The 18145-nt window shown below is 46.5% G+C and carries 17 protein-coding genes and 3 tRNA genes; 19 read left to right on the top strand and 1 reads right to left on the bottom strand.

Annotated features, from left to right (window positions below; all coding sequences use genetic code 11):
- The first annotated feature begins 107 nt into the window (after positions 1 to 107).
- The 6 genes from orn to RHEIN_RS13665 all read left to right on the top strand — a co-directional run bounded on the left by orn (position 108) and on the right by RHEIN_RS13665 (position 1993).
- Positions 108 to 659, top strand: a complete 552-nt coding sequence (gene orn, locus RHEIN_RS13690; RefSeq protein ID WP_008899569.1) for an oligoribonuclease — start codon at positions 108 to 110, stop codon at positions 657 to 659.
- Between the two features lie 127 nt (positions 660 to 786).
- Positions 787 to 862: transfer RNA gene (locus RHEIN_RS13685), tRNA-Gly, on the top strand.
- Positions 863 to 917: 55 nt separating this feature from the next.
- A tRNA-Gly gene (locus tag RHEIN_RS13680) sits at positions 918 to 993 on the top strand.
- A 50-nt stretch (positions 994 to 1043) separates the two neighbouring features.
- Positions 1044 to 1119 (top strand) — tRNA-Gly (locus RHEIN_RS13675).
- A gap of 124 nt (positions 1120 to 1243) precedes the next feature.
- Entirely contained in the window at positions 1244 to 1738 is a 495-nt protein-coding gene (locus RHEIN_RS13670; protein ID WP_008899568.1) for a DUF4442 domain-containing protein, read from the top strand.
- Positions 1739 to 1789: 51 nt separating this feature from the next.
- Positions 1790 to 1993, top strand: coding sequence for a DUF1289 domain-containing protein (locus RHEIN_RS13665; protein WP_008899567.1), 204 nt, complete (start codon positions 1790 to 1792; stop codon positions 1991 to 1993).
- On the opposite strand, the gene queG is transcribed toward RHEIN_RS13665, so the two are convergent.
- Positions 1962 to 3125, bottom strand: a complete 1164-nt coding sequence (gene queG, locus RHEIN_RS13660) for a tRNA epoxyqueuosine(34) reductase QueG (RefSeq protein ID WP_008899566.1) — start codon at positions 3123 to 3125, stop codon at positions 1962 to 1964. The genes RHEIN_RS13665 and queG overlap by 32 nt on opposite strands.
- A gap of 374 nt (positions 3126 to 3499) precedes the next feature.
- On the opposite strand from queG, the gene tsaE reads away from it, so the two are divergent.
- From tsaE to rnr, 13 genes are all read left to right on the top strand, one after another.
- Entirely contained in the window at positions 3500 to 3985 is a 486-nt protein-coding gene (gene tsaE / locus RHEIN_RS13655) for a tRNA (adenosine(37)-N6)-threonylcarbamoyltransferase complex ATPase subunit type 1 TsaE (protein WP_008899565.1), read from the top strand.
- Positions 3943 to 5409: an N-acetylmuramoyl-L-alanine amidase gene (locus RHEIN_RS13650; protein ID WP_050801197.1), complete on the top strand. Its 1467-nt coding sequence runs from the start codon at positions 3943 to 3945 to the stop codon at positions 5407 to 5409. Before tsaE ends, RHEIN_RS13650 begins: the two co-directional genes overlap by 43 nt.
- Entirely contained in the window at positions 5409 to 7154 is a 1746-nt protein-coding gene (mutL, locus tag RHEIN_RS13645) for a DNA mismatch repair endonuclease MutL (RefSeq protein ID WP_008899563.1), read from the top strand. The genes RHEIN_RS13650 and mutL overlap by 1 nt, the downstream gene beginning before the upstream one ends.
- Positions 7144 to 8064, top strand: coding sequence for a tRNA (adenosine(37)-N6)-dimethylallyltransferase MiaA (miaA, locus tag RHEIN_RS13640; protein WP_008899562.1), 921 nt, complete (start codon positions 7144 to 7146; stop codon positions 8062 to 8064). Before mutL ends, miaA begins: the two co-directional genes overlap by 11 nt.
- A 96-nt stretch (positions 8065 to 8160) precedes the next feature.
- The gene (gene hfq, locus RHEIN_RS13635) at positions 8161 to 8418 is read left to right on the top strand and encodes an RNA chaperone Hfq (RefSeq protein WP_008899561.1); all 258 of its coding nucleotides are present in this window, start codon (positions 8161 to 8163) and stop codon (positions 8416 to 8418) included.
- Positions 8419 to 8434: 16 nt separating this feature from the next.
- Complete coding sequence (gene hflX, locus RHEIN_RS13630; RefSeq protein ID WP_008899560.1) at positions 8435 to 9721, top strand: ribosome rescue GTPase HflX; 1287 nt, start codon at positions 8435 to 8437, stop codon at positions 9719 to 9721.
- A 72-nt stretch (positions 9722 to 9793) separates the two neighbouring features.
- Positions 9794 to 10957: an FtsH protease activity modulator HflK gene (gene hflK / locus RHEIN_RS13625; RefSeq protein ID WP_008899559.1), complete on the top strand. Its 1164-nt coding sequence runs from the start codon at positions 9794 to 9796 to the stop codon at positions 10955 to 10957.
- A 3-nt stretch (positions 10958 to 10960) separates the two neighbouring features.
- Positions 10961 to 11845 (top strand): protease modulator HflC, encoded by an 885-nt coding sequence (gene hflC / locus RHEIN_RS13620; RefSeq protein WP_008899558.1) that lies wholly within the window; start codon positions 10961 to 10963, stop codon positions 11843 to 11845.
- Positions 11846 to 11949: 104 nt separating this feature from the next.
- Positions 11950 to 13113 (top strand): aminotransferase class V-fold PLP-dependent enzyme, encoded by a 1164-nt coding sequence (locus RHEIN_RS13615; protein ID WP_008899557.1) that lies wholly within the window; start codon positions 11950 to 11952, stop codon positions 13111 to 13113.
- Positions 13114 to 13302 carry a DUF2065 domain-containing protein gene (locus tag RHEIN_RS13610; protein WP_008899556.1) on the top strand — a complete coding sequence of 63 codons (189 nt, stop codon included), beginning with the start codon at positions 13114 to 13116 and terminating at the stop codon, positions 13300 to 13302. It begins immediately after the preceding gene.
- A gap of 133 nt (positions 13303 to 13435) precedes the next feature.
- Entirely contained in the window at positions 13436 to 14734 is a 1299-nt protein-coding gene (locus RHEIN_RS13605) for an adenylosuccinate synthase (protein WP_008899555.1), read from the top strand.
- Positions 14735 to 15061: 327 nt separating this feature from the next.
- Positions 15062 to 15679, top strand: coding sequence for a tetratricopeptide repeat protein (locus RHEIN_RS13600; RefSeq protein WP_008899554.1), 618 nt, complete (start codon positions 15062 to 15064; stop codon positions 15677 to 15679).
- Between the two features lie 57 nt (positions 15680 to 15736).
- Positions 15737 to 18142 (top strand): ribonuclease R, encoded by a 2406-nt coding sequence (gene rnr, locus RHEIN_RS13595; protein ID WP_008899553.1) that lies wholly within the window; start codon positions 15737 to 15739, stop codon positions 18140 to 18142.
- Positions 18143 to 18145: the final 3 nt, after the last annotated feature.

Raw genomic sequence — 18145 nt, 5'->3', positions numbered from 1 at the left:
TCGCCTGACTGCGGCGGTTTTTACTTTGCTTAAGGCATAGTATGATACCGCTATTCGGGCAAGTTACAAAGCAGCAAAACTGGCTGCACTAATCAAAGGTATACAGCATGGCGAGCAACGACAATAATCTGGTGTGGATCGATCTGGAAATGACAGGTCTGGATCCGGAAAAGGATGTGATTTTAGAAATGGCCACTATAGTGACCGACAGCCAGTTAAATATCCTTGCTGAAGGCCCGGTGTTTGCTATTAAAACACCAAAAGAAGTTTTAGACGGCATGGATGCATGGTGCACTGAAACCCATGGCAAAAGCGGTTTAACCAAACGTTGCCTGGAAAGTGAAGTTGAATTAGCCGACGCTATGGCACAGACCATCAGCTTCTTGTCTGATTATGTGCCTGCAGGCAAATCTCCCATGTGCGGCAATAGCATTGGTCAGGACAGACGCTTTTTAGTCAAGTATGCACCGGAATTTGAGGCTTTTTTCCACTACCGCAATCTGGATGTCAGCACAGTGAAAGAGTTGGCCAGAAGATGGTATCCGGAAGTGACTAAGCTGGTTAAAAAGTCATCAAGTCATTTAGCTTTGGATGATATTCGGGAATCTATTGCTGAATTAGCAGTTTATAAAACACATTTTTTCAAAATTCCTGAATAAAATCTCTTGCAAAGGGCAGGGAATTTTGTAAAATGCGCGCCGCTTCGAACGAAAATTCAATTGAAGCGGTGTTTTTAGTAATCTTCTTTAATTCCAACGTAAAGAGCACAGATTACGAAAACAGGATGCGGGCATAGCTCAGTTGGTAGAGCGCGACCTTGCCAAGGTCGAGGTCACGAGTTCGAGCCTCGTTGCCCGCTCCAAATCAAATTGGTCCACCAATAACCAGTTTGAGACAAAAATCAGTAATACCCCTAAGCGGGCATAGCTCAGTTGGTAGAGCGCGACCTTGCCAAGGTCGAGGTCACGAGTTCGAGCCTCGTTGCCCGCTCCAAATTTCAATCTTGTTAAGTAATCAATTCACTCTATTCAAACACTACCCATGCGGGCATAGTTGTGTTGGTAGAGCGCGACCTTGCCAAGGTCGAGGTCACGAGTTCGAGCCTCGTTGCCCGCTCCAAATTTTATCGCTTTTCTGTTTCCAACTTAAATTCAAACTTACTCTTCTTTGTCCTGCGTCTAACTTGCTGCCTGATTTTATTACTGCTATCTTTGCCAGACTAAAACTTACAGGTAAGACCAGTATGAAAGCCATCAATAAACTTGGCCGTTATGTTGCCAAAATCAATCACTACTCGCCCTGGTTACGTTCACCTTTATTGACCTTGTTATTTGGCAAAGCAGTGAAGTTTGCCGGTACTGCTTCGGTGAAAGTAGATGTATTAAATTTCCAGCAAGCGCAGTTGAGCCTGGCGAATAAAACCAAGGTACAAAACCACATTGGTTCAGTGCATGCAGCTGCTATGGCTTTGTTGGGCGAGTCGGCCAGTGGCTTTTTGGTAGGTTTGCATGTGGCGGACGACCGTATTCCGTTGTTAAAGTCGATGCAGCTGAACTATGTCAAAAGAGCCACTGGCAAACTGGTTGCGACCACTTCGTTAACTGAAGAGCAGATCCAGTTTATCCGCGACACTGAAAAAGGCGACATCACTATTCTGGTGAAAATTACTGACGAAGTGAATGTGGAGCCAGTGATTGCAGAGTTTGTCTGGGCCTGGGTGCCAAAACAGCGTAAGTAGGGGATGGATGGTGGATTGCAGGCTATGCTTAATCTGCTAACGGAGGAGCCTATGCCTGCATCACCTTGTAACCGTATTTGTTGTTTAAACCACTCTGACGTCTGTTTAGGTTGTGGCCGTACTTTGCAGGAAATTAAAGACTGGCATACCGCCGATCGCACGCAAAAACTACAAATTTTACAAAATTCGCAACAACGTTTGACTGCCAAGCCCCAGTTTGACCTCAGGCATCCCGTGGTAAACCCTTCTGAATAACCCTTACTAAACGGTCAGTCTGGCGGCTTAATAAATTCTGTTGCAACAGACTTTTTTTCTGCTGTTGTAGCAAAGCCCACTGAATATGTTCCGCTACCAACTCTTCACTTTGCGGTAGTTGTTGCTGCAAAGCTTCAATAATGGCCAGATCATAAGGTGCATTACCCAAAGCCACAGCAATATTACGTTGCCAGCGTTGATAGCCTATGCGGCGAATGGCTGAACCTTGGGTGTAGTTTAGAAATTCGGCTTCAGTCCAGTGCCATAAATCCAGCAGCGATTTATTCAGCCACTGTGGTCTGCGCTGAAAGTCTTGCTCTTTAGTGATATCTGCCGCCCTGTTGACAGGGCACACCAGTTGGCAATCGTCGCAGCCATAAATACGGTTGCCCAGTAAAGGCCGGAATTCTTCCGGAATAGCGCCTTGCAGTTCTATCGTCAGATAGGAGATACAACGTCTGGCGTCCACAGTGTAAGGTGCTACTATGGCCTGAGTAGGACAGATAGTGATGCATGCGACACAAGTGCCGCAATCTTCCGAATTAGGTGTATCGACAGGCAGGGGAATATCAACCAGCAATTCACCCAGGAAAAACCATGAACCCGCATCCTGATTCAGCACCAGACTATGTTTGCCTTGCCAGCCCAAGCCTGCTTTGACTGCTAAAGGCCGCTCCAGAATAGGGGCTGAGTCCACAAAAGGCCGGAAACCCAAGGCCCCTAACTCTTTTTCAATGCGTTCGCCCAGCTGCTTTAAGCGGTTACGAATCAGCTTATGATAATCCCGTCCCAGCGCATAACGGCTGATATAAGCCATGGAGGGATCGGCCAGATTAGCGGCAAACTGCGCATGTTCTGGCAGATAGTCCATTCGTGCGCTGATCACGCGCAGAGTGCCTGGATGCAGTTCAGCAGGGCGGGCTCTTTTCATGCCATGCGCGGCCATATAGTCCATGTCACCGTGAAAACCAGCATCCAGCCACTGCTGCAATTTAGCTTCTTCCGAGGTTAAATCTGTATCGGTAATGCCTATCTGCTGGAAACCCAATTGCTGGCCCCAGACTTTGATTTGCTCTGCAAGATGCAGCCAATTGATGTCGCTGTTTGTAGTACTGAGGCTGTTGCTGGTCATCATAAAATCCGCTGTTTTTCGCTGCGCACTTTAGCATAAAAGCCAATCAGGATTTTGCTTTGCCTTTTATACCTCCCCAAAGTAATTGGAGTTGCAGCGAGGCGGCAAGTGATTGAGACCCCAGGAGCATAGTAGTCCTATGTGAAATTGGATTGAAGCGAGAACTCGCAGGTCTGCCAACCATCATATGCCACAAACTACTGGGGCGAGAGCTCACAGCCAACAAAGCTGCAGCTTCAAGTACGAAGGGGATAGAAAGAAACTGGCTGCTTTGCGCTGTTTTTGTTAGCATAGCGGCCAATTCATCTGCTGTACTTGAACAGCATGTGCGCTTATAAAATAGTTATGACTGAGATCACTCAGCTTAGGTACAGATGACAGCTCAAAGTTACACTTTTCACTTAACGGATGAAGCCGCTACTTTGGCATTGGCTGCCTTATTTGCCCCTCATTTACGGCAGGGTGCTGTGCTTTATTTGCAAGGCGATTTAGGTGCAGGTAAAACCACCTTCAGCCGCGGTTTGTTGCAGGCTATGGGCCATCAGGGCAATGTAAAAAGTCCAACTTACACTTTGGTTGAACCTTACACTATTGCTGACCAGCCCGTATTCCATTTTGATTTATACCGCCTGCGCGACCCGGAAGAGCTGGAGTTTATGGGCATCCGTGACTATTTCTCTAAAGGGAACTTGTGTCTGATTGAATGGCCAGAACGTGGTTATGGTTTATTGGCTGATGCCGATTTGGAGCTGAAATTACAGATTGATCAGAACCAACGCCAGTTGAGCGTGACAGCGAATAAGCCGGACGCTGTGGTATGGATGGACGCTATTGCCCTTCAGTGGAGTCAGGCTCAATGAGTCTGATAGTGCGGGTGTTTAGCCTGATGCTGTTGCTGCTATGCAGTCACAGCTGGGCAGTGAACAGTGTCAAGGGAGTGCGGATTTGGCATGCTCCTGATAACACCAGACTAGTGCTGGATTTAGCGAACGCACCGTCTCATAAAGTAAAACGCTTAAGTAACCCAAGCCGGTTGGAAATCGAACTGGCCGGTGTAAACAGCTTAAATATAGGTGCTGTTACTGGTGACTCGCCCTTAGTTAAACGTGTGTATGCCAGCCGCACTCCAAGTGCTGCCACAGCAGTAGTCATTGAACTGTCTTTCCCTGTCAGCGATAGCATTTTCTCTTTGCCACCTTCACCTCCTTATGGCCACCGTTTAGTTGTTGATTTAAAAGCTCAGGGGAGTGCTTCTTCCGCCAGTCAAGGCGCACCTGTGAGTTCAGCAAAACCTGCGCCTGTGGTGTCTCAGCCTGCTCAATCAGCAACAAGCAGCAGAGTCACTGGCCGAGATATTATTATTGCGATTGACGCAGGTCATGGTGGTCAGGACCCCGGTGCTGTTGGGCCTAAAGGTACCCACGAAAAAATTATTACTCAGTCGGTATCACGCCAGTTAGCAGCGATGATCAATAAACAGCCTGGTTTAAAAGCTGTGTTAACCCGTACCGGTGATTATTACATCCATCCAAATAAAAGACCTGAGATAGCAAGGCAAAAGCAGGCCGATTTATTAATCTCTATTCATGCTGATGCAGTGCAAAACCGCAAAGCTCATGGCGCTTCGGTCTGGGTGTTGTCTATGCGCCGCGCTACTACTGAAGTTGGCCGGATGCTGGAGCAAACTGAGCAGCATTCAGAGTTGTTAGGTGGTGTAGCTGAAGTTATCAAAGATTCAGCCAACGAACGTTATCTGGCGCAAACCGTATTGGATTTGTCGATGAACCATTCGATGGTGACTGGTTTTGAAGTGGCCAAAGAAGTATTGCGTGAAATGTCGACAGTGGCGCATTTACATAAAAAAGAGCCGCAAGCGGCCAGTCTTGCGGTATTAAAAGCACCTGATATTCCGTCAATTTTGGTAGAAACCGGTTTTATTTCTAACTACAACGAAGAGCGTTTACTCAAAGATCCAAATCATCAGCATAAGCTGGCACAGGCTATTTTCAGGGCTGTAAAAGGTTATTTTGAAAAATCACCACCGGCAGATTCATTATTTGCCGCACATAAAAATAACGGCCGTTCCGTGCCTACTGTGATGCCAACTGCACAAAACAGAAGTACAGCCGTTGCCAGCAGTGGTAACCGTACTCATAAAGTAAAACGCGGTGAGTCTTTATCCCGAGTGGCGAAACAGTATGGCGTCAGCATGGCGGAACTGCGCCGGCACAATAATCTGAAAAGCGACAATATTCTGATTGGTCAGGTGCTTAGGATCCCCTGATGCCTATTCAAATTTTACCTCCTCAACTGGCGAACCAGATTGCCGCAGGCGAAGTGGTAGAAAGGCCAGCTTCTGTCGTTAAAGAGCTGGTCGAAAACAGCCTGGATGCAGGTGCCGATCAAATTTTGATTGAGATTGAGCGCGGTGGCAGTAAAAAAATTCTGATCCGCGACAATGGTTCAGGCATAGCTGAAGCTGAATTAGGCCTGGCGTTAAGCCGGCATGCCACCAGTAAAATCAGTTCTCTGGATGATTTAGAACAAATTGTCAGCCTCGGTTTCAGAGGTGAAGCTTTAGCCTCCATCAGTTCAGTTTCCCGTCTGACTTTAACTTCCAAGCCTGCAGCTCAGGATAAAGCCTGGCAGGCTTATGCCGAAGGTCGTGATATGCAGGTGCAAATTAAACCAGCAGCTCATCCGGATGGCAGCAGTATTGAAGTGCTGGATCTGTTTTTTAATACTCCGGCGCGGCGTAAGTTTTTACGCAGTGATAAGACTGAATTTGCTCATATAGACGAGCTGGTCAAACGTTTAGCTTTAAGCCGCTTTGATGTCAGCTGGACTTTAATTCATAACGGCCAGACAGTTCGACAACTGAAAAAAGCCGAAAGCCGTGAAGCACAGCAAAAACGAGTTGCTGCTTTATGCGGTAAAAATTTTCTGGAGCAGGCTGCTTTTGTCGAAGTGGCGTACGACGATCTAAAACTCTGGGGCTGGGTGTTGCAACCTTCAGCCTGTAAAGAACAGCTACAGTGCCAGTACAGCTATGTCAATGGCCGTATGATGAAAGACAAATTGCTCAATCATGCGATACGTCAGGCTTATGGCTCTCTGCTAAGCGCTGAACAACAACCCGCTTTTGTGCTCTATCTGGACATTAATCCACGTCAGGTGGATGTCAACGTGCATCCGGCCAAACACGAAGTACGGTTTCATCAGGCCCGTTTAGTACACGACTTTGTTGCCTCTGCTTTAACCAATGCTTTGCTGCAGTTAGAACCACAACAACACAGTGTTGAGGTCGCAAGCACAACTGAACCAGCCGCTTTATCCAGAGCTGAAACTGCTGCACAGCAAAGAGGAGCTGAACAACGACAGCAGGCCGTAAGTGCACCCGCTTATGCCGCGCGACCTTCAGCTTATGCAGGTCAACCCTACAGACCTGCTGTGGCGCAACCTGTCGCACCAAGCTGGCCAGTTTTTGCTGAAAAAACTCAGCGAATGGAGCAATCAGATTCTGTTGTACTACGGGAAGCTCTGATAAGCCAGAATCGTTATCTGCTGTGCTCTGTTTCAGATCAACTATGGGTCATCGATATAGCTGCCAGCACAGCCAGCTTATGGCTGGAGCAAGGTGCAGATCCTTTGCCTCTGTTAATGCCGGTGCGGTTAACGTTGCAACAGGCAGAACAGCAGTTTTTGTTAAGCAAAGCGGATTTATTAAGCCATCTGGGCTTTGATTTTTTGGTCAATAACCAGACACTGATTGTCAGAGCTGTGCCTGCCTGGTTACGTCAAAGTGCGGTAGCGCAGTGGTTACCTTTGTGGTTGCAAGGCTGGTTGCAACAGCAGGACCATCAACTGCTAAGCTTGTTACTGCAGCAGCTACTGAGTTCCGCTCTGTTGCAGGCTGTAGTTTTAATCAAAAATTTCCCACTGTTAAGCCAGCAAGGGCCATATTGGCACGCTGTACCGCTGGATTTAACAGCTTCTATTCAGTTATTACAGGACTCAGATGGATCCTAAAGTTATTTTTTTAATGGGGCCTACCGCCAGCGGTAAAACTGCACTGGCGATTGATCTGTACAAAAGCATCCCGTCTGAGCTGATTAGTGTCGACAGTGCTTTAATTTATAAAGGCATGGATATAGGCACCGCCAAGCCAATTGCGGCAGAGCTTGCAGATGCGCCTCATCATTTAATTGATATCCTGGACCCTGCTTTGGCTTATTCTGCAGCTGACTTTCGTACTGATGCATTACGACTTATTGCTGATATCCACAGCAGGGGCAAAACCGCTATTCTGGTGGGCGGCACCATGTTGTATTTCCGCACTTTGTTGCAGGGTATATCGCCTTTGCCCGAAGCGGATCCGGAAATACGGCAACAGATAGAAGCAGAAGCTGCACAGCATGGCTGGGGTTATTTACATCAGCAACTGGCAGACTTTGATCCAGTGTCGGCGGCTCGTATTCACCCTAATGATCCACAAAGGGTAAACCGGGCTGTAGAGGTTTACCGATTAACAGGCAAGAGCCTGACGGAACTGACGGAGCACAAAGGTGAGCCTTTTCCATACCCAGTGCAACAATTTGCTATCAATCCAACAGATCGGTCTGAACTTCACCACCGTATAGCTGTCAGATTCCGGCAAATGTTAGATTGTGGTTTTGCGGATGAAGTAAAAGCTTTGATGCAACGTTCTGATCTGCATTTGGATTTACCTTCGATGCGCTGTGTTGGTTATCGCCAGATGTGGTTACACTTGCAAGGACAGTTGTCTGAGCAGGAGATGCTGGAGCAAGGTATTGCTGCAACACGTCAACTGGCGAAACGGCAATTGACCTGGTTACGCAGTTGGCCTGAATTAAATTGGTTAAAAACCGAAGACAAACAGGCAGAAAACTTGCAAGCCATTTTAACTTCGCTAAGCTAGTTGAAGATAATTGAAAAAAAGTTGTTATTTAACGACTTGAAAATAATATAATAATCCATATATAGAGAAACATAATTAGAAATAAGGAAAGCGAAAATGGCAAAGGGCCAATCGTTACAAGACCCGTTTTTAAATACTTTAAGACGCGAGCGTATCCCAGTCTCTATTTATCTGGTGAACGGTATTAAACTGCAGGGACAAATCGAGTCTTTTGATCAATTTGTGATCCTTCTTAAAAACACAGTCAGTCAAATGGTCTATAAACATGCCATTTCTACTGTAGTCCCAGCTCGTGCTGTCAATACTATGGCTAGCCATGGTACTGGTACAGGCGATATGGACGAGATGGAATAACCAGGAATTCTACAGCTTGTTTGACAGCGATATGGTGCCCGAGCAAGCGATCCTTGTGCATATCTATCTTTCACAAGACAGTGCCAGTGAAGATTTGCAGGAACTGGAGATGCTTGTTTCGTCGGCTGGAGTTGAATCACGTGCTGTGATGACTGCCAACCGTAGTACGATCGACGCCAAATTTTTTCTTGGTAGTGGCAAAGCGGCAGAACTAGCGCAAGCTGTCGCTGAGCTACAAGTTGATCTGATTATTTTTAATCACTCTTTAACCCCAGCTCAAACCCGTAACCTGGAATTGCTTTGTCAGTGCCGGGTTATTGATCGTACCACTTTGATCCTGGATATTTTTGCCCAGCGCGCCCGCAGTTACGAAGGTAAGCTGCAGGTTGAACTGGCTCAGCTGAAACATTTGTCGTCACGTTTAGTGCGTGGCTGGGATAATGCTGAGCGGCAAAAAGGCGGCATAGGCATGAGAGGGCCGGGGGAAACCCGCCTCGAAACCGACAGACGTTTACTGCGGGATAAAATCACGGCTTTGTTACTGAAGCTGGATAAAGTCAGTAAGCAACGCGAACAAGGCCGTAAAGCCAGGCAGCGTGCTGAAATTCCTGTGGTGTCTTTGGTAGGCTACACCAATGCTGGTAAATCTACTTTATTTAACCGCCTGACCAGTTCGGATGTGTATGCAGCCGATCAGCTGTTTGCTACTTTGGACCCAACATTGCGGCAAGTTAAACTGCAGGAGTTTGGCTCTATCATTTTTGCCGATACCGTTGGTTTTATCCGGCACTTGCCTCACGACTTAGTTGCGGCTTTTAAGTCAACCTTGCAGGAAAGCCGTGATGCAGACTTACAATTGCATGTGATTGATGTGGCCGACCAGCGTATGGCGGACAATATCAAGCAAGTGCAACTGGTGCTGCATGAGATTGACGCTGATCAGGTGCCACAGTTACTGGTGTTTAATAAAATTGACCAGACTGAGCAGCAGGCCCGTATAGAATACAACGAGCAGGCTGAACCCATTGCCGTATATATTTCTGCAAAGCAAGGTGTGGGTATCGAATTGCTGCTGCAAGTGATCCGCGAGCGTTTAGCTGATGATTATATGCAGCTGGATTTAAAGTTGCCTGCCGATGCAGCTGTGTGGCGGGCACGTTTACATGAATTATCAGCGGTTCAGACTGAATCTTTTACCGATCTGGGTGAAACTCAGGTGAGAATAGCGTTATCAAAAGCAGAGTGGGCACGTTTACTGAAACAAAGTGACGGACTGTTACAAAACTATATAGTCCGAACTTAGTTTTTTTATCGTCAGCCCTGAGCTTTTTTTGATACATTAGTTTCAATATCACAATTAGAGATGGAGTGAAGCATGGCTTGGAACGAGCCGGGCAATAACGGCAAAGATAAAGACCCTTGGAAACAAGGTGGTCGTGATCAAGGCCCGCCCGATTTAGATGAAGTCTTCCGCAACTTAAGCAAAAAGTTCGGTGGTATCTTTGGTGGCAATAAAAACAGCGGTAACAGCAACAGTAATAACAGTGGTGGTTCTGCCGCGCTGATATTGATACTGGTGGTTGCATTACTGGTCTGGGCTTTCAGCGGTTTCTATACCATTAAAGAATCAGAACGTGGTTTGATCTTACGTTTTGGTCAGTATCACTCAGAAGTGATGCCAGGTATTCACTGGAAACCCACTTTTATCGATACAGTGACGCCAGTTGATATCACCAGCGTTCGTTCATTACGTACTGATGGTTTTATGCTGACTCAGGATCAAAACCTGGTTCGTGTCACCTTTGAAATTCAGTACCGTGTGTTTGACGCCCGTGCTTACAAGTTCTCTGTAGTCGATGCCGACAGCAGCTTACGTGAAGCCACAGACGCAGCCTTACGTTATGTCGTAGGTCACTCTGTCATGGATGACGTACTGACGAAAGGTCGTGAAGTGATCCGTCAAAACACCAGAACCGAGCTTGAACAAATTATCTCTTTGTACACTATGGGTCTGGAATTAGTTGATGTGAACTTCCGTGATGCCCGTCCACCAGAAGAAGTGAAAGAAGCTTTTGATGATGCGATTTCAGCACAGGAAGATGAACAACGTTATATCCGTGAAGCTGAAGCTTATGCCCGTGAAATTGAACCACGTGCCCGTGGTCAGGTGAACCGGATGATGCAGGAAGCAGAAGCCTATAAACAACAAATTTTGTTAAAAGCTCAGGGTGAAGTGGCTCGTTTCGAGAAACTTTTACCTGAATATCTGGCTGCACCGCAAGTGACCCGTGACCGTATGTACTTAGAGACTATGGAACAGGTGTATGGCAACAGCTCGAAGGTATTGGTTGATGTGAAAAATGGTAACAACATTATGTATTTACCTTTGGACAAAATGATCAATAACAGCGGCGATACCAAAGCTCCTGCTATAAATCCTTTGTCGCCAAACAGCAGAACCAATAGTAACGATGGCAGAACTCCGGATCTGCGTCCTGAAGCAAGCCGTGCTGACAGCACCAGAACTGGCAGAGGTTAAGTGATGAAAAATTTAGTATTAGCCTTAATTGCTATCCTTGGTATTGTTGCAGTGTCTTCAGTCTTTGTTATCCCTGAAGGCGAACGCGGTATTGTGATCCGTTTTGGTAAAATCCAGCGTGATGACGCAGAACTGGTGCGTGTATTTGAACCAGGCCTGCACTTTAAAATGCCGCTGATTGAAAACGTTCGTAAGCTTGATGCCCGTATCCAGACATTGGCCGATCCGTCATCTGATCGTTTTGTAACTGCCGAGAAAAAAGACTTATTGGTTGACAGCTACGTGAAATGGCGTATTGCCGACTTTGGTAAGTATTTCTTATCAACAGGCGGTAATTTGTCTCAGGCTGAAGTGCTGTTAAAGCAGTATATCAACAACGGTTTACGTACAGAGTTTGGTAGCCGTACCATTCAGGAAATTGTATCAGGTGAACGTACTCAGTTGATGCAACGAGCGATGGAACAAGCTGCTGCTGGTGCAAAAGAATTAGGTATAGATATCCTTGACGTTCGCGTGAAGAAAATCAACTTACCTGATGAAATCAGTAACTCGATTTTCCAACGTATGCGTGCTGAACGTACTGCTGTGGCAAAAGAACACCGCAGCCGTGGTATGGAACAGTCTGAAATTATCAAAGCTGACGTGGATGCCCGCGTAACTATTATGGTAGCTGACGCTGAACGTAACTCCCGTACTGTGCGTGGTGAAGGTGATGCTTCTGCTGCAAAAGTTTATGCAGACGTGTACAGCAAAAACAGCGAGTTCTACAGTTTTGTTCGTAGTTTAGAGGCCTACAGAAACAGCTTCCAAAACAAAAACGATGTGATGGTTATTCAGCCAGACAACGACTTCTTCAAATATATGAAGTCGGACAAAGTGCAAAACTAAGCTGACAACAGCTGGTTTTCACTAAATAGAAAAGGCCCCGCGGGGCCTTTTCTATTTGAACTGCTTTCGGTTACTCTGGCTGCATCTTATGTAAGGATCTCTTTATGTATCAGCAGTTTTATCAGCACTTCTTAAAAGCCAACCCTGGTAAACAACATTTTGCCTGCCATTCCCACCACTATTGGCCTGACGTCACCCGTGATGCCACTTTGGCCTACTGGGATGACAGTGCCAGATTGGTGGACGACAAATGGGAGCTGGTGTTTGGTGAAAAGGTGCCGGCTGTACAGCAACATATAGCCCGTATTTTAAAGCTGCCTGAACCAGAGCAAATTGTGTTTGCGCCTAATACTCATGAATTTGTCATGCGTTTATTAAGTTGTTTTGACTGGTCCACCCCTTTGACCGTGGTCACTACAGACAGTGAGTTTCATAGCTTTCATCGTCAAATCAACCGCCTCTCTGAATTAAATACAGTTAATGTGATTCGGGTGCCCACAGAACCTTTTGCTACTTTGCCAGAGCGATTAGAAGCTGCAGTGGCTGCACAGCACACAGATTTGGTCTTTTTCAGTCAGGTGTTTTTTAACTCTGGTGTCGGTATCAAAGATTTAACAGCTTTGGTGCAGACGCTGGATAAAGTCACTGACGCTATGATAGTGGTCGATGGTTACCATGGTTTTATGGCAGTGCCAACTGATTTATCTGCTATAGCAAAGCGTGTTTTTTATCTGGCTGGCAGTTATAAGTATGCACAGGGTGGGGAAGGCTGCTGTTTTATGGCTGTGCCACAAAGTAGTGAACACAGACCCATCTACACAGGCTGGTTTGCTGAATTTGGTGAACTGGCAAAGGCCAAACAAGGCCAGGTGCAATACGCCAACAATGGTTATCGCTTCGCCGGTGCTACTATGGATTGCTCTGCTTTGTACCGTGTATTGGCTGTGTTTGATTTGTATCACCAGCAGCAAATCACAGTAGAAAAGGCACAGGCTTATATTCACAGTCTGCAGCAGGCTTTTCTTCTTCTGTTGGATGAGATGCAGCATCCACTGCTGAATCGCCGGCATTTACTGGATAAACAAAATCAGCAACAAGGCCAGTTTTTAACTTTTCGTTTTGCCGCCGAAGATGTCGCCCGTATTGCTTCTGCATTAAAACAGCAGGGCATTATGACGGATTACCGGGGTGACAGGCTAAGATTTGGATTCGCTTTGTATCACAATGCAACAGATTACAATTTGTCTTGTTTAAAGGATATTAGCTAAATGGCGGACTACTGGTGGGCTGCTTTAGGCTTGGTCCTGATCATTGAAGGTTTGGGCCCTATGTTTTTTCCGAACAGATGGCGTTCATACCTGCGAAAAATTGCAGATCAATCTACAGTGCAGATGCAACAGCTGGGTGGTTTTTTAGTGATCGCCGGAGTTTTACTGCTGATTTTCTTTGCGCCTTAAGCATTTTTTGCCCCTTTAGTTGTTGAAAAAGAACCAGAAAGAAAATATCTGGTTTTTTTTTCTCAATCGCGCTGAACTTTGGTTGTTAATTTGGTAGAATCCCCGCCTAATTTTTCTCCATGATGTAGGAACCATGGCCAAAAACGTTGTCGTACTCGGAACCCAATGGGGTGACGAAGGAAAAGGAAAAATCGTTGACTTGTTAACTGACAAGGCAAGCTATGTGGTGCGCTATCAAGGCGGCCATAATGCCGGTCACACGTTAGTAATAGACGGTGAAAAAACGGTACTGCACTTGATCCCATCAGGTGTTTTACGTGCAAACGTAAAATGTGTGATTGGTAACGGTGTGGTTTTATCCCCTGAAGCTTTATTAAAAGAGATGGCCATGCTGGAACAGAAAGGTGTTCCGGTGAAAGAGCGTCTGTTGTTGAGCGAAGCTTGTCCGTTAATCCTGCCTTTCCATGTGGCTTTGGATAAAGCGCGCGAAGTAGCACGTGGCGATAAGCCAATTGGTACTACAGGTCGTGGTATTGGTCCAGCCTATGAAGACAAAGTAGCGCGTCGTGGTCTGCGTGTAGGTGATTTGTTTAATCCTGAATTGTTTGCTGAAAAGCTGAGAGTTCTGATGGACTTACACAACTTCACTTTAACTCAGTACTACAAAGTGGATGCGATCGACTTCCAAACCACTTTAGACAATGCCTTAGCTATAGCTGATGTGTTAAAGCCTATGGTCGTAGACGTTACCGATTTACTGGATAAAGCCCGTAAAGCCGGTAAAGAAATCATGTTTGAAGGTGCCCAGGGTACTTTATTAGACATTGACCATGGTACTTACCCTTACGTGACTTCGTCTAACACCACTGCTGGCGGCGTCGCTACTGGTGCTGGTTTTGGCCCACGTTACTTAGACTATGTGTTAGGTATTGTGAAAGCTTATACCACCCGTGTTGGTTCAGGCCCGTTCCCAACAGAACTGGACTGTGAAGTCGGTGAACACTTAGGTGTCAAAGGCCATGAATTTGGCGCAACTACTGGCCGTAAACGCCGTTGTGGTTGGTTTGATGCTGTTGCAGTAAAACGTGCAGTGCAGTTAAACAGTATCTCTGGATTCTGCTTAACCAAGCTCGACGTTTTAGATGGCTTAAGTGTTGTCAAAATCTGTATTGGTTATAAAGCAGCTGACGGTTCTATCACTGATGTGCCTCCAATGGCAGCAGAAGGCTATGAAGTTGTCACTCCGGTCTTTGAAGAAATGCCGGGTTGGACCCAAAGTACTTTTGGTGTACAGAAGCTGGAAGAGTTACCAGTTCAGGCTCGCAACTACATCAGCCGTCTGGAAGAGATCACAGGCGTACCTATTGATATTATTTCAACAGGCCCGGATCGTATTCAGACCATCACGCTGCGTCATCCATTTGCCGTTTAATCTTCGGTAAAAAGAAAAAACGCTGCCATGTGCAGCGTTTTTTGCATTTTACTATCCTGTAAAATGCCTTCCAGGCCAACGCTGACGCGTTGTTCAAAAAACGGCAGGACAGCCGTTTTGCACAGCTTTAGCTGCCGAAGGCGAACGTCATGGATGATGTGAGTGAAAAAGGTTCCCGACCTTTTTGTTATCGGGGGGCATGAGCTATTTGCTCTGCGAACTAAACAGGATAAGCTGGTGTCAGAACACTGTCTTTTGCGATGGCCTGATTTTTGTATAGATTTTATCTAAGTGTATAAATATCAGTGGCTATAGCCCGGGGTAACTATGAAGTTTTGTTTTTTCGTTTTAAGTTCAGTCATTGCTCTGCTTGGCTTACCTGTCAAAGCGCAGGAAGTCACAGTAGTGCAGCTTTATACTCAGGATGAATTACTGGACTTAATCAAACAAAATAGTCACTTACAGCGGGTGCAAAAAGACGACTGCCAGCTGGTGAATGATATTCAGGCCAGAGCAGATGTGATGAAAGTGCCAGCCTATCAATTTTTATATGGTGATATGCTGGCCTTTGGTGTTTGTGTGAAAAAAGACGTTGAACGAGGTTGGGATTTAATGCAACAGGCTGCATCTCAGGGTTTACCTGAAGCACTGGAGCAAGTAGGGCGTTATTACCACATTGGTCGTTTTGTTCAGCAGGACAACAGCAAAGCTGTGTTATATCTGCGTGAAGCCGCAGGCTTGGGCAACTTAAAAGCGCAAATGCGTTTTGCTCAAATGCTGATCAAAGGCGACGCCAGTCCATTGGATATGGAAGATTGTTACCGTTGGCTGCATCACTCAGTGATCGCCGACACCAAAACGCACCAACAGGTGCAACAGCTGTTAGCTCAGCTGGCAAACAAAATGCCGGGTGCTGCGCTAACGAGGGCCAAAAGGCCATTGTAGTGAAAAATTCACCTGCGACTGCTACACTGCAGGCTGAATTAGTGAAAAAGAGAAAACATGACGGTCAAAGATCCGCATCTTGCGCGTGAGCAAGAAAAATATGAAAACCCCATCCCTAGTCGGGAATTTATCCTCGAACACTTAAAGCAGCGGCAACAACCTGCCTACTTTGAAGAGTTGGCCGCTGAATTAAAGCTGACAGACGATGAAGCTATGTTTGCGCTGAAAAAACGTCTGCGCGCCATGGAACGTGACGGCCAGTTGCTGTTTAACAAAAGCAAACGTTATGGTCTGGTCGACGACCTGGATTTAGTCAAAGGTACTGTATTAGGTCACCGTGATGGTTTTGGCTTCTTAAAGCTGGAACAAGGTGGTCCTGACTGGTTTATTCCTAACTTTGAAATGAAACGTCTGCTGCATGGCGACGTGGTGCTGGCATCAAAAAGTGATTTTGCCAGCCGCGACAAAGTGGAAGCCCGTATAGTCCGCATTTTAGAAGCCCGTAATGAACCTATAGTAGGCCGTTACTTTAAAGATTTTGCTTTAGGTGTTGTGGTACCAGACGATCCACGTTTGAGCCAGGACATAGTGATACCTCCAGGTGAAGAAGGCGCAGCGCGTCATGGTCAGGTGGTACTGGTTGAAATCAGCCAGCGTCCAAGCAAAAGAGTCAATGCGGTAGGTAAAGTGATTGAAGTGCTGGGCGAACATATGGCGCCTGGTATGGAAATCGAAATCGCTATTCGTAACCACCAGATCCCACACGAGTTCTCTCAGGCTGTTGAACAGCAGGTAGCTGGTTATGGTGCTGAAGTACCGATGGAAGCTAAAGCTGGCCGGGTGGATCTGACGCAACTGGGCTTAATCACCATAGATGGTGAAGATGCCCGCGACTTCGACGATGCAGTGTACTGTGAACGTAAAGCCGATGGTGGCTGGCATTTATGGGTAGCCATTGCTGATGTCAGCGCTTATGTACTGCCGGATACTCCGCTGGATAAAGAAGCGCTGGAACGTGGTAACTCGGTGTATTTCCCGGATCACGTAGTCCCTATGCTGCCTGAAGTGTTATCCAACGGTTTATGTTCACTGAATCCGCATACAGACCGACTTTGTTTTGTCGCTGAAATGCATATCAGCAAACAAGGTAAACTGGATGGTTACCAGTTTTATGAAGCTGTGATGCACTCCAGTGCCCGTCTGACGTACAACAAAGTGCACGCCATTTTAGAAGGCGAGCCGAAGTTGCGTCAGCAATACGAAGCCAACTTAACCAATATTGATAACCTGTATTCGCTGTATAAACAAATGGCGAAAGTACGGGCCGAACGGGGCGCTATTGAATTTGAAACGGTCGAAACCCGTTTTATCTTTAACAGCCATCGTAAAATTGAACAGATAGTGCCAATTCACCGCAACGAAGCGCATAAGATCATTGAAGAATGTATGATTTTAGCCAACGTTTCAGCGGCGAAGCTGATTGAAAAACATGAAGCTTTTGCTTTGTTCCGTGTGCATGAGCGCCCGGATGCGGATCGGTTTGCCAACTTCAGACGTTTCCTTGCCGAATTAGGTATTGAAGCCAATCTGCCGGTGGAACCCACGCCTTTGGATCTGATGCTGACTTTGCAAAAACTGCAGGACAGACCGGATAAAGAGCTGATTGAAACTACGATGCTGCGTTCAATGAAGCAGGCGGTGTATCAGGGCGACAACTTAGGTCACTTTGGTCTGGCGTTAGAAGCGTATGCGCACTTTACCTCGCCTATTCGTCGTTATCCGGATCTGGTATTGCACCGTGCTATTAAAGCCATTTTGCAAACTCAGGGTCAGAAAGTGACAGGGCCTAAAGGCTACACTGAAAAACAAATTCATCCTTTGGGTGAACAATGTTCGATGACAGAACGCCGTGCTGACGATGCGACCCGTGAAGTAGCGGACTGGCTGAAATGTGAGTATATGCAGGATCACATAGGCGACAGCTTTAAAGGTGTGGTGTCTACCGTCACTAACTTTGGTTTGTTTGTCCGGATCAGCGACTTGTATATTGAAGGTCTGGTGCATGTCACCTCGTTGCAAAACGATTATTACCACTTTGATACCGAACGTCAGGTGCTGAAAGGCGAGCACAGCAATGTGCAATACCGTATGGGTGACCTGATTGAAGTCAAAGTGCTGGCGGTCAATCTGGAAGCGCGCAAAATTGATTTAGGCATAGTGGGCATGGAAAAACGCACAACCTCGAATCGCAAAGTCAGCGCCAGTAAAAAAGCGGCGATGACACCTGCGGAAGAAAAAGCCTCGATGCGTAAAAAAGGTGCCCGTAAAGCCGGTGCCGGTAAAGCAGCTTCGGTTAAAGCTGGTGATAAAAAGCCTGCAGCGAAAAAACCAGCTACTGGTAAACCTGCGGCCAAAAGCCCGGCTGGTCCACGTCCTGGCAAAGCGCCACGTAAGCGTAAGTAACAG

Source organism: Rheinheimera sp. A13L (genome assembly GCF_000217935.1).
Lineage (GTDB): Bacteria > Pseudomonadota > Gammaproteobacteria > Enterobacterales > Alteromonadaceae > Pararheinheimera.
Note: the sequence above shows the minus strand (reverse complement) of the source record. Positions and strands in the feature narration are given on the sequence as shown.

Excerpts from the sequence above, each read along its gene's own strand:
- orn (WP_008899569.1), top strand. The coding sequence starts at position 108 with ATGGCGAGCAACGACAATAATCTGGTGTGGATCGATCTGGAAATGACA.
- RHEIN_RS13670 (WP_008899568.1), top strand. The coding sequence starts at position 1,244 with ATGAAAGCCATCAATAAACTTGGCCGTTATGTTGCCAAAATCAATCAC.
- RHEIN_RS13665 (WP_008899567.1), top strand. The coding sequence starts at position 1,790 with ATGCCTGCATCACCTTGTAACCGTATTTGTTGTTTAAACCACTCTGAC.
- queG (WP_008899566.1), bottom strand. The coding sequence starts at position 3,125 with ATGACCAGCAACAGCCTCAGTACTACAAACAGCGACATCAATTGGCTG.
- tsaE (WP_008899565.1), top strand. The coding sequence starts at position 3,500 with ATGACAGCTCAAAGTTACACTTTTCACTTAACGGATGAAGCCGCTACT.
- RHEIN_RS13650 (WP_050801197.1), top strand. The coding sequence starts at position 3,943 with ATGGATGGACGCTATTGCCCTTCAGTGGAGTCAGGCTCAATGAGTCTG.
- mutL (WP_008899563.1), top strand. The coding sequence starts at position 5,409 with ATGCCTATTCAAATTTTACCTCCTCAACTGGCGAACCAGATTGCCGCA.
- miaA (WP_008899562.1), top strand. The coding sequence starts at position 7,144 with ATGGATCCTAAAGTTATTTTTTTAATGGGGCCTACCGCCAGCGGTAAA.
- hfq (WP_008899561.1), top strand. The coding sequence starts at position 8,161 with ATGGCAAAGGGCCAATCGTTACAAGACCCGTTTTTAAATACTTTAAGA.
- hflK (WP_008899559.1), top strand. The coding sequence starts at position 9,794 with ATGGCTTGGAACGAGCCGGGCAATAACGGCAAAGATAAAGACCCTTGG.
- hflC (WP_008899558.1), top strand. The coding sequence starts at position 10,961 with ATGAAAAATTTAGTATTAGCCTTAATTGCTATCCTTGGTATTGTTGCA.
- RHEIN_RS13615 (WP_008899557.1), top strand. The coding sequence starts at position 11,950 with ATGTATCAGCAGTTTTATCAGCACTTCTTAAAAGCCAACCCTGGTAAA.
- RHEIN_RS13610 (WP_008899556.1), top strand. The coding sequence starts at position 13,114 with ATGGCGGACTACTGGTGGGCTGCTTTAGGCTTGGTCCTGATCATTGAA.
- RHEIN_RS13605 (WP_008899555.1), top strand. The coding sequence starts at position 13,436 with ATGGCCAAAAACGTTGTCGTACTCGGAACCCAATGGGGTGACGAAGGA.
- RHEIN_RS13600 (WP_008899554.1), top strand. The coding sequence starts at position 15,062 with ATGAAGTTTTGTTTTTTCGTTTTAAGTTCAGTCATTGCTCTGCTTGGC.
- rnr (WP_008899553.1), top strand. The coding sequence starts at position 15,737 with ATGACGGTCAAAGATCCGCATCTTGCGCGTGAGCAAGAAAAATATGAA.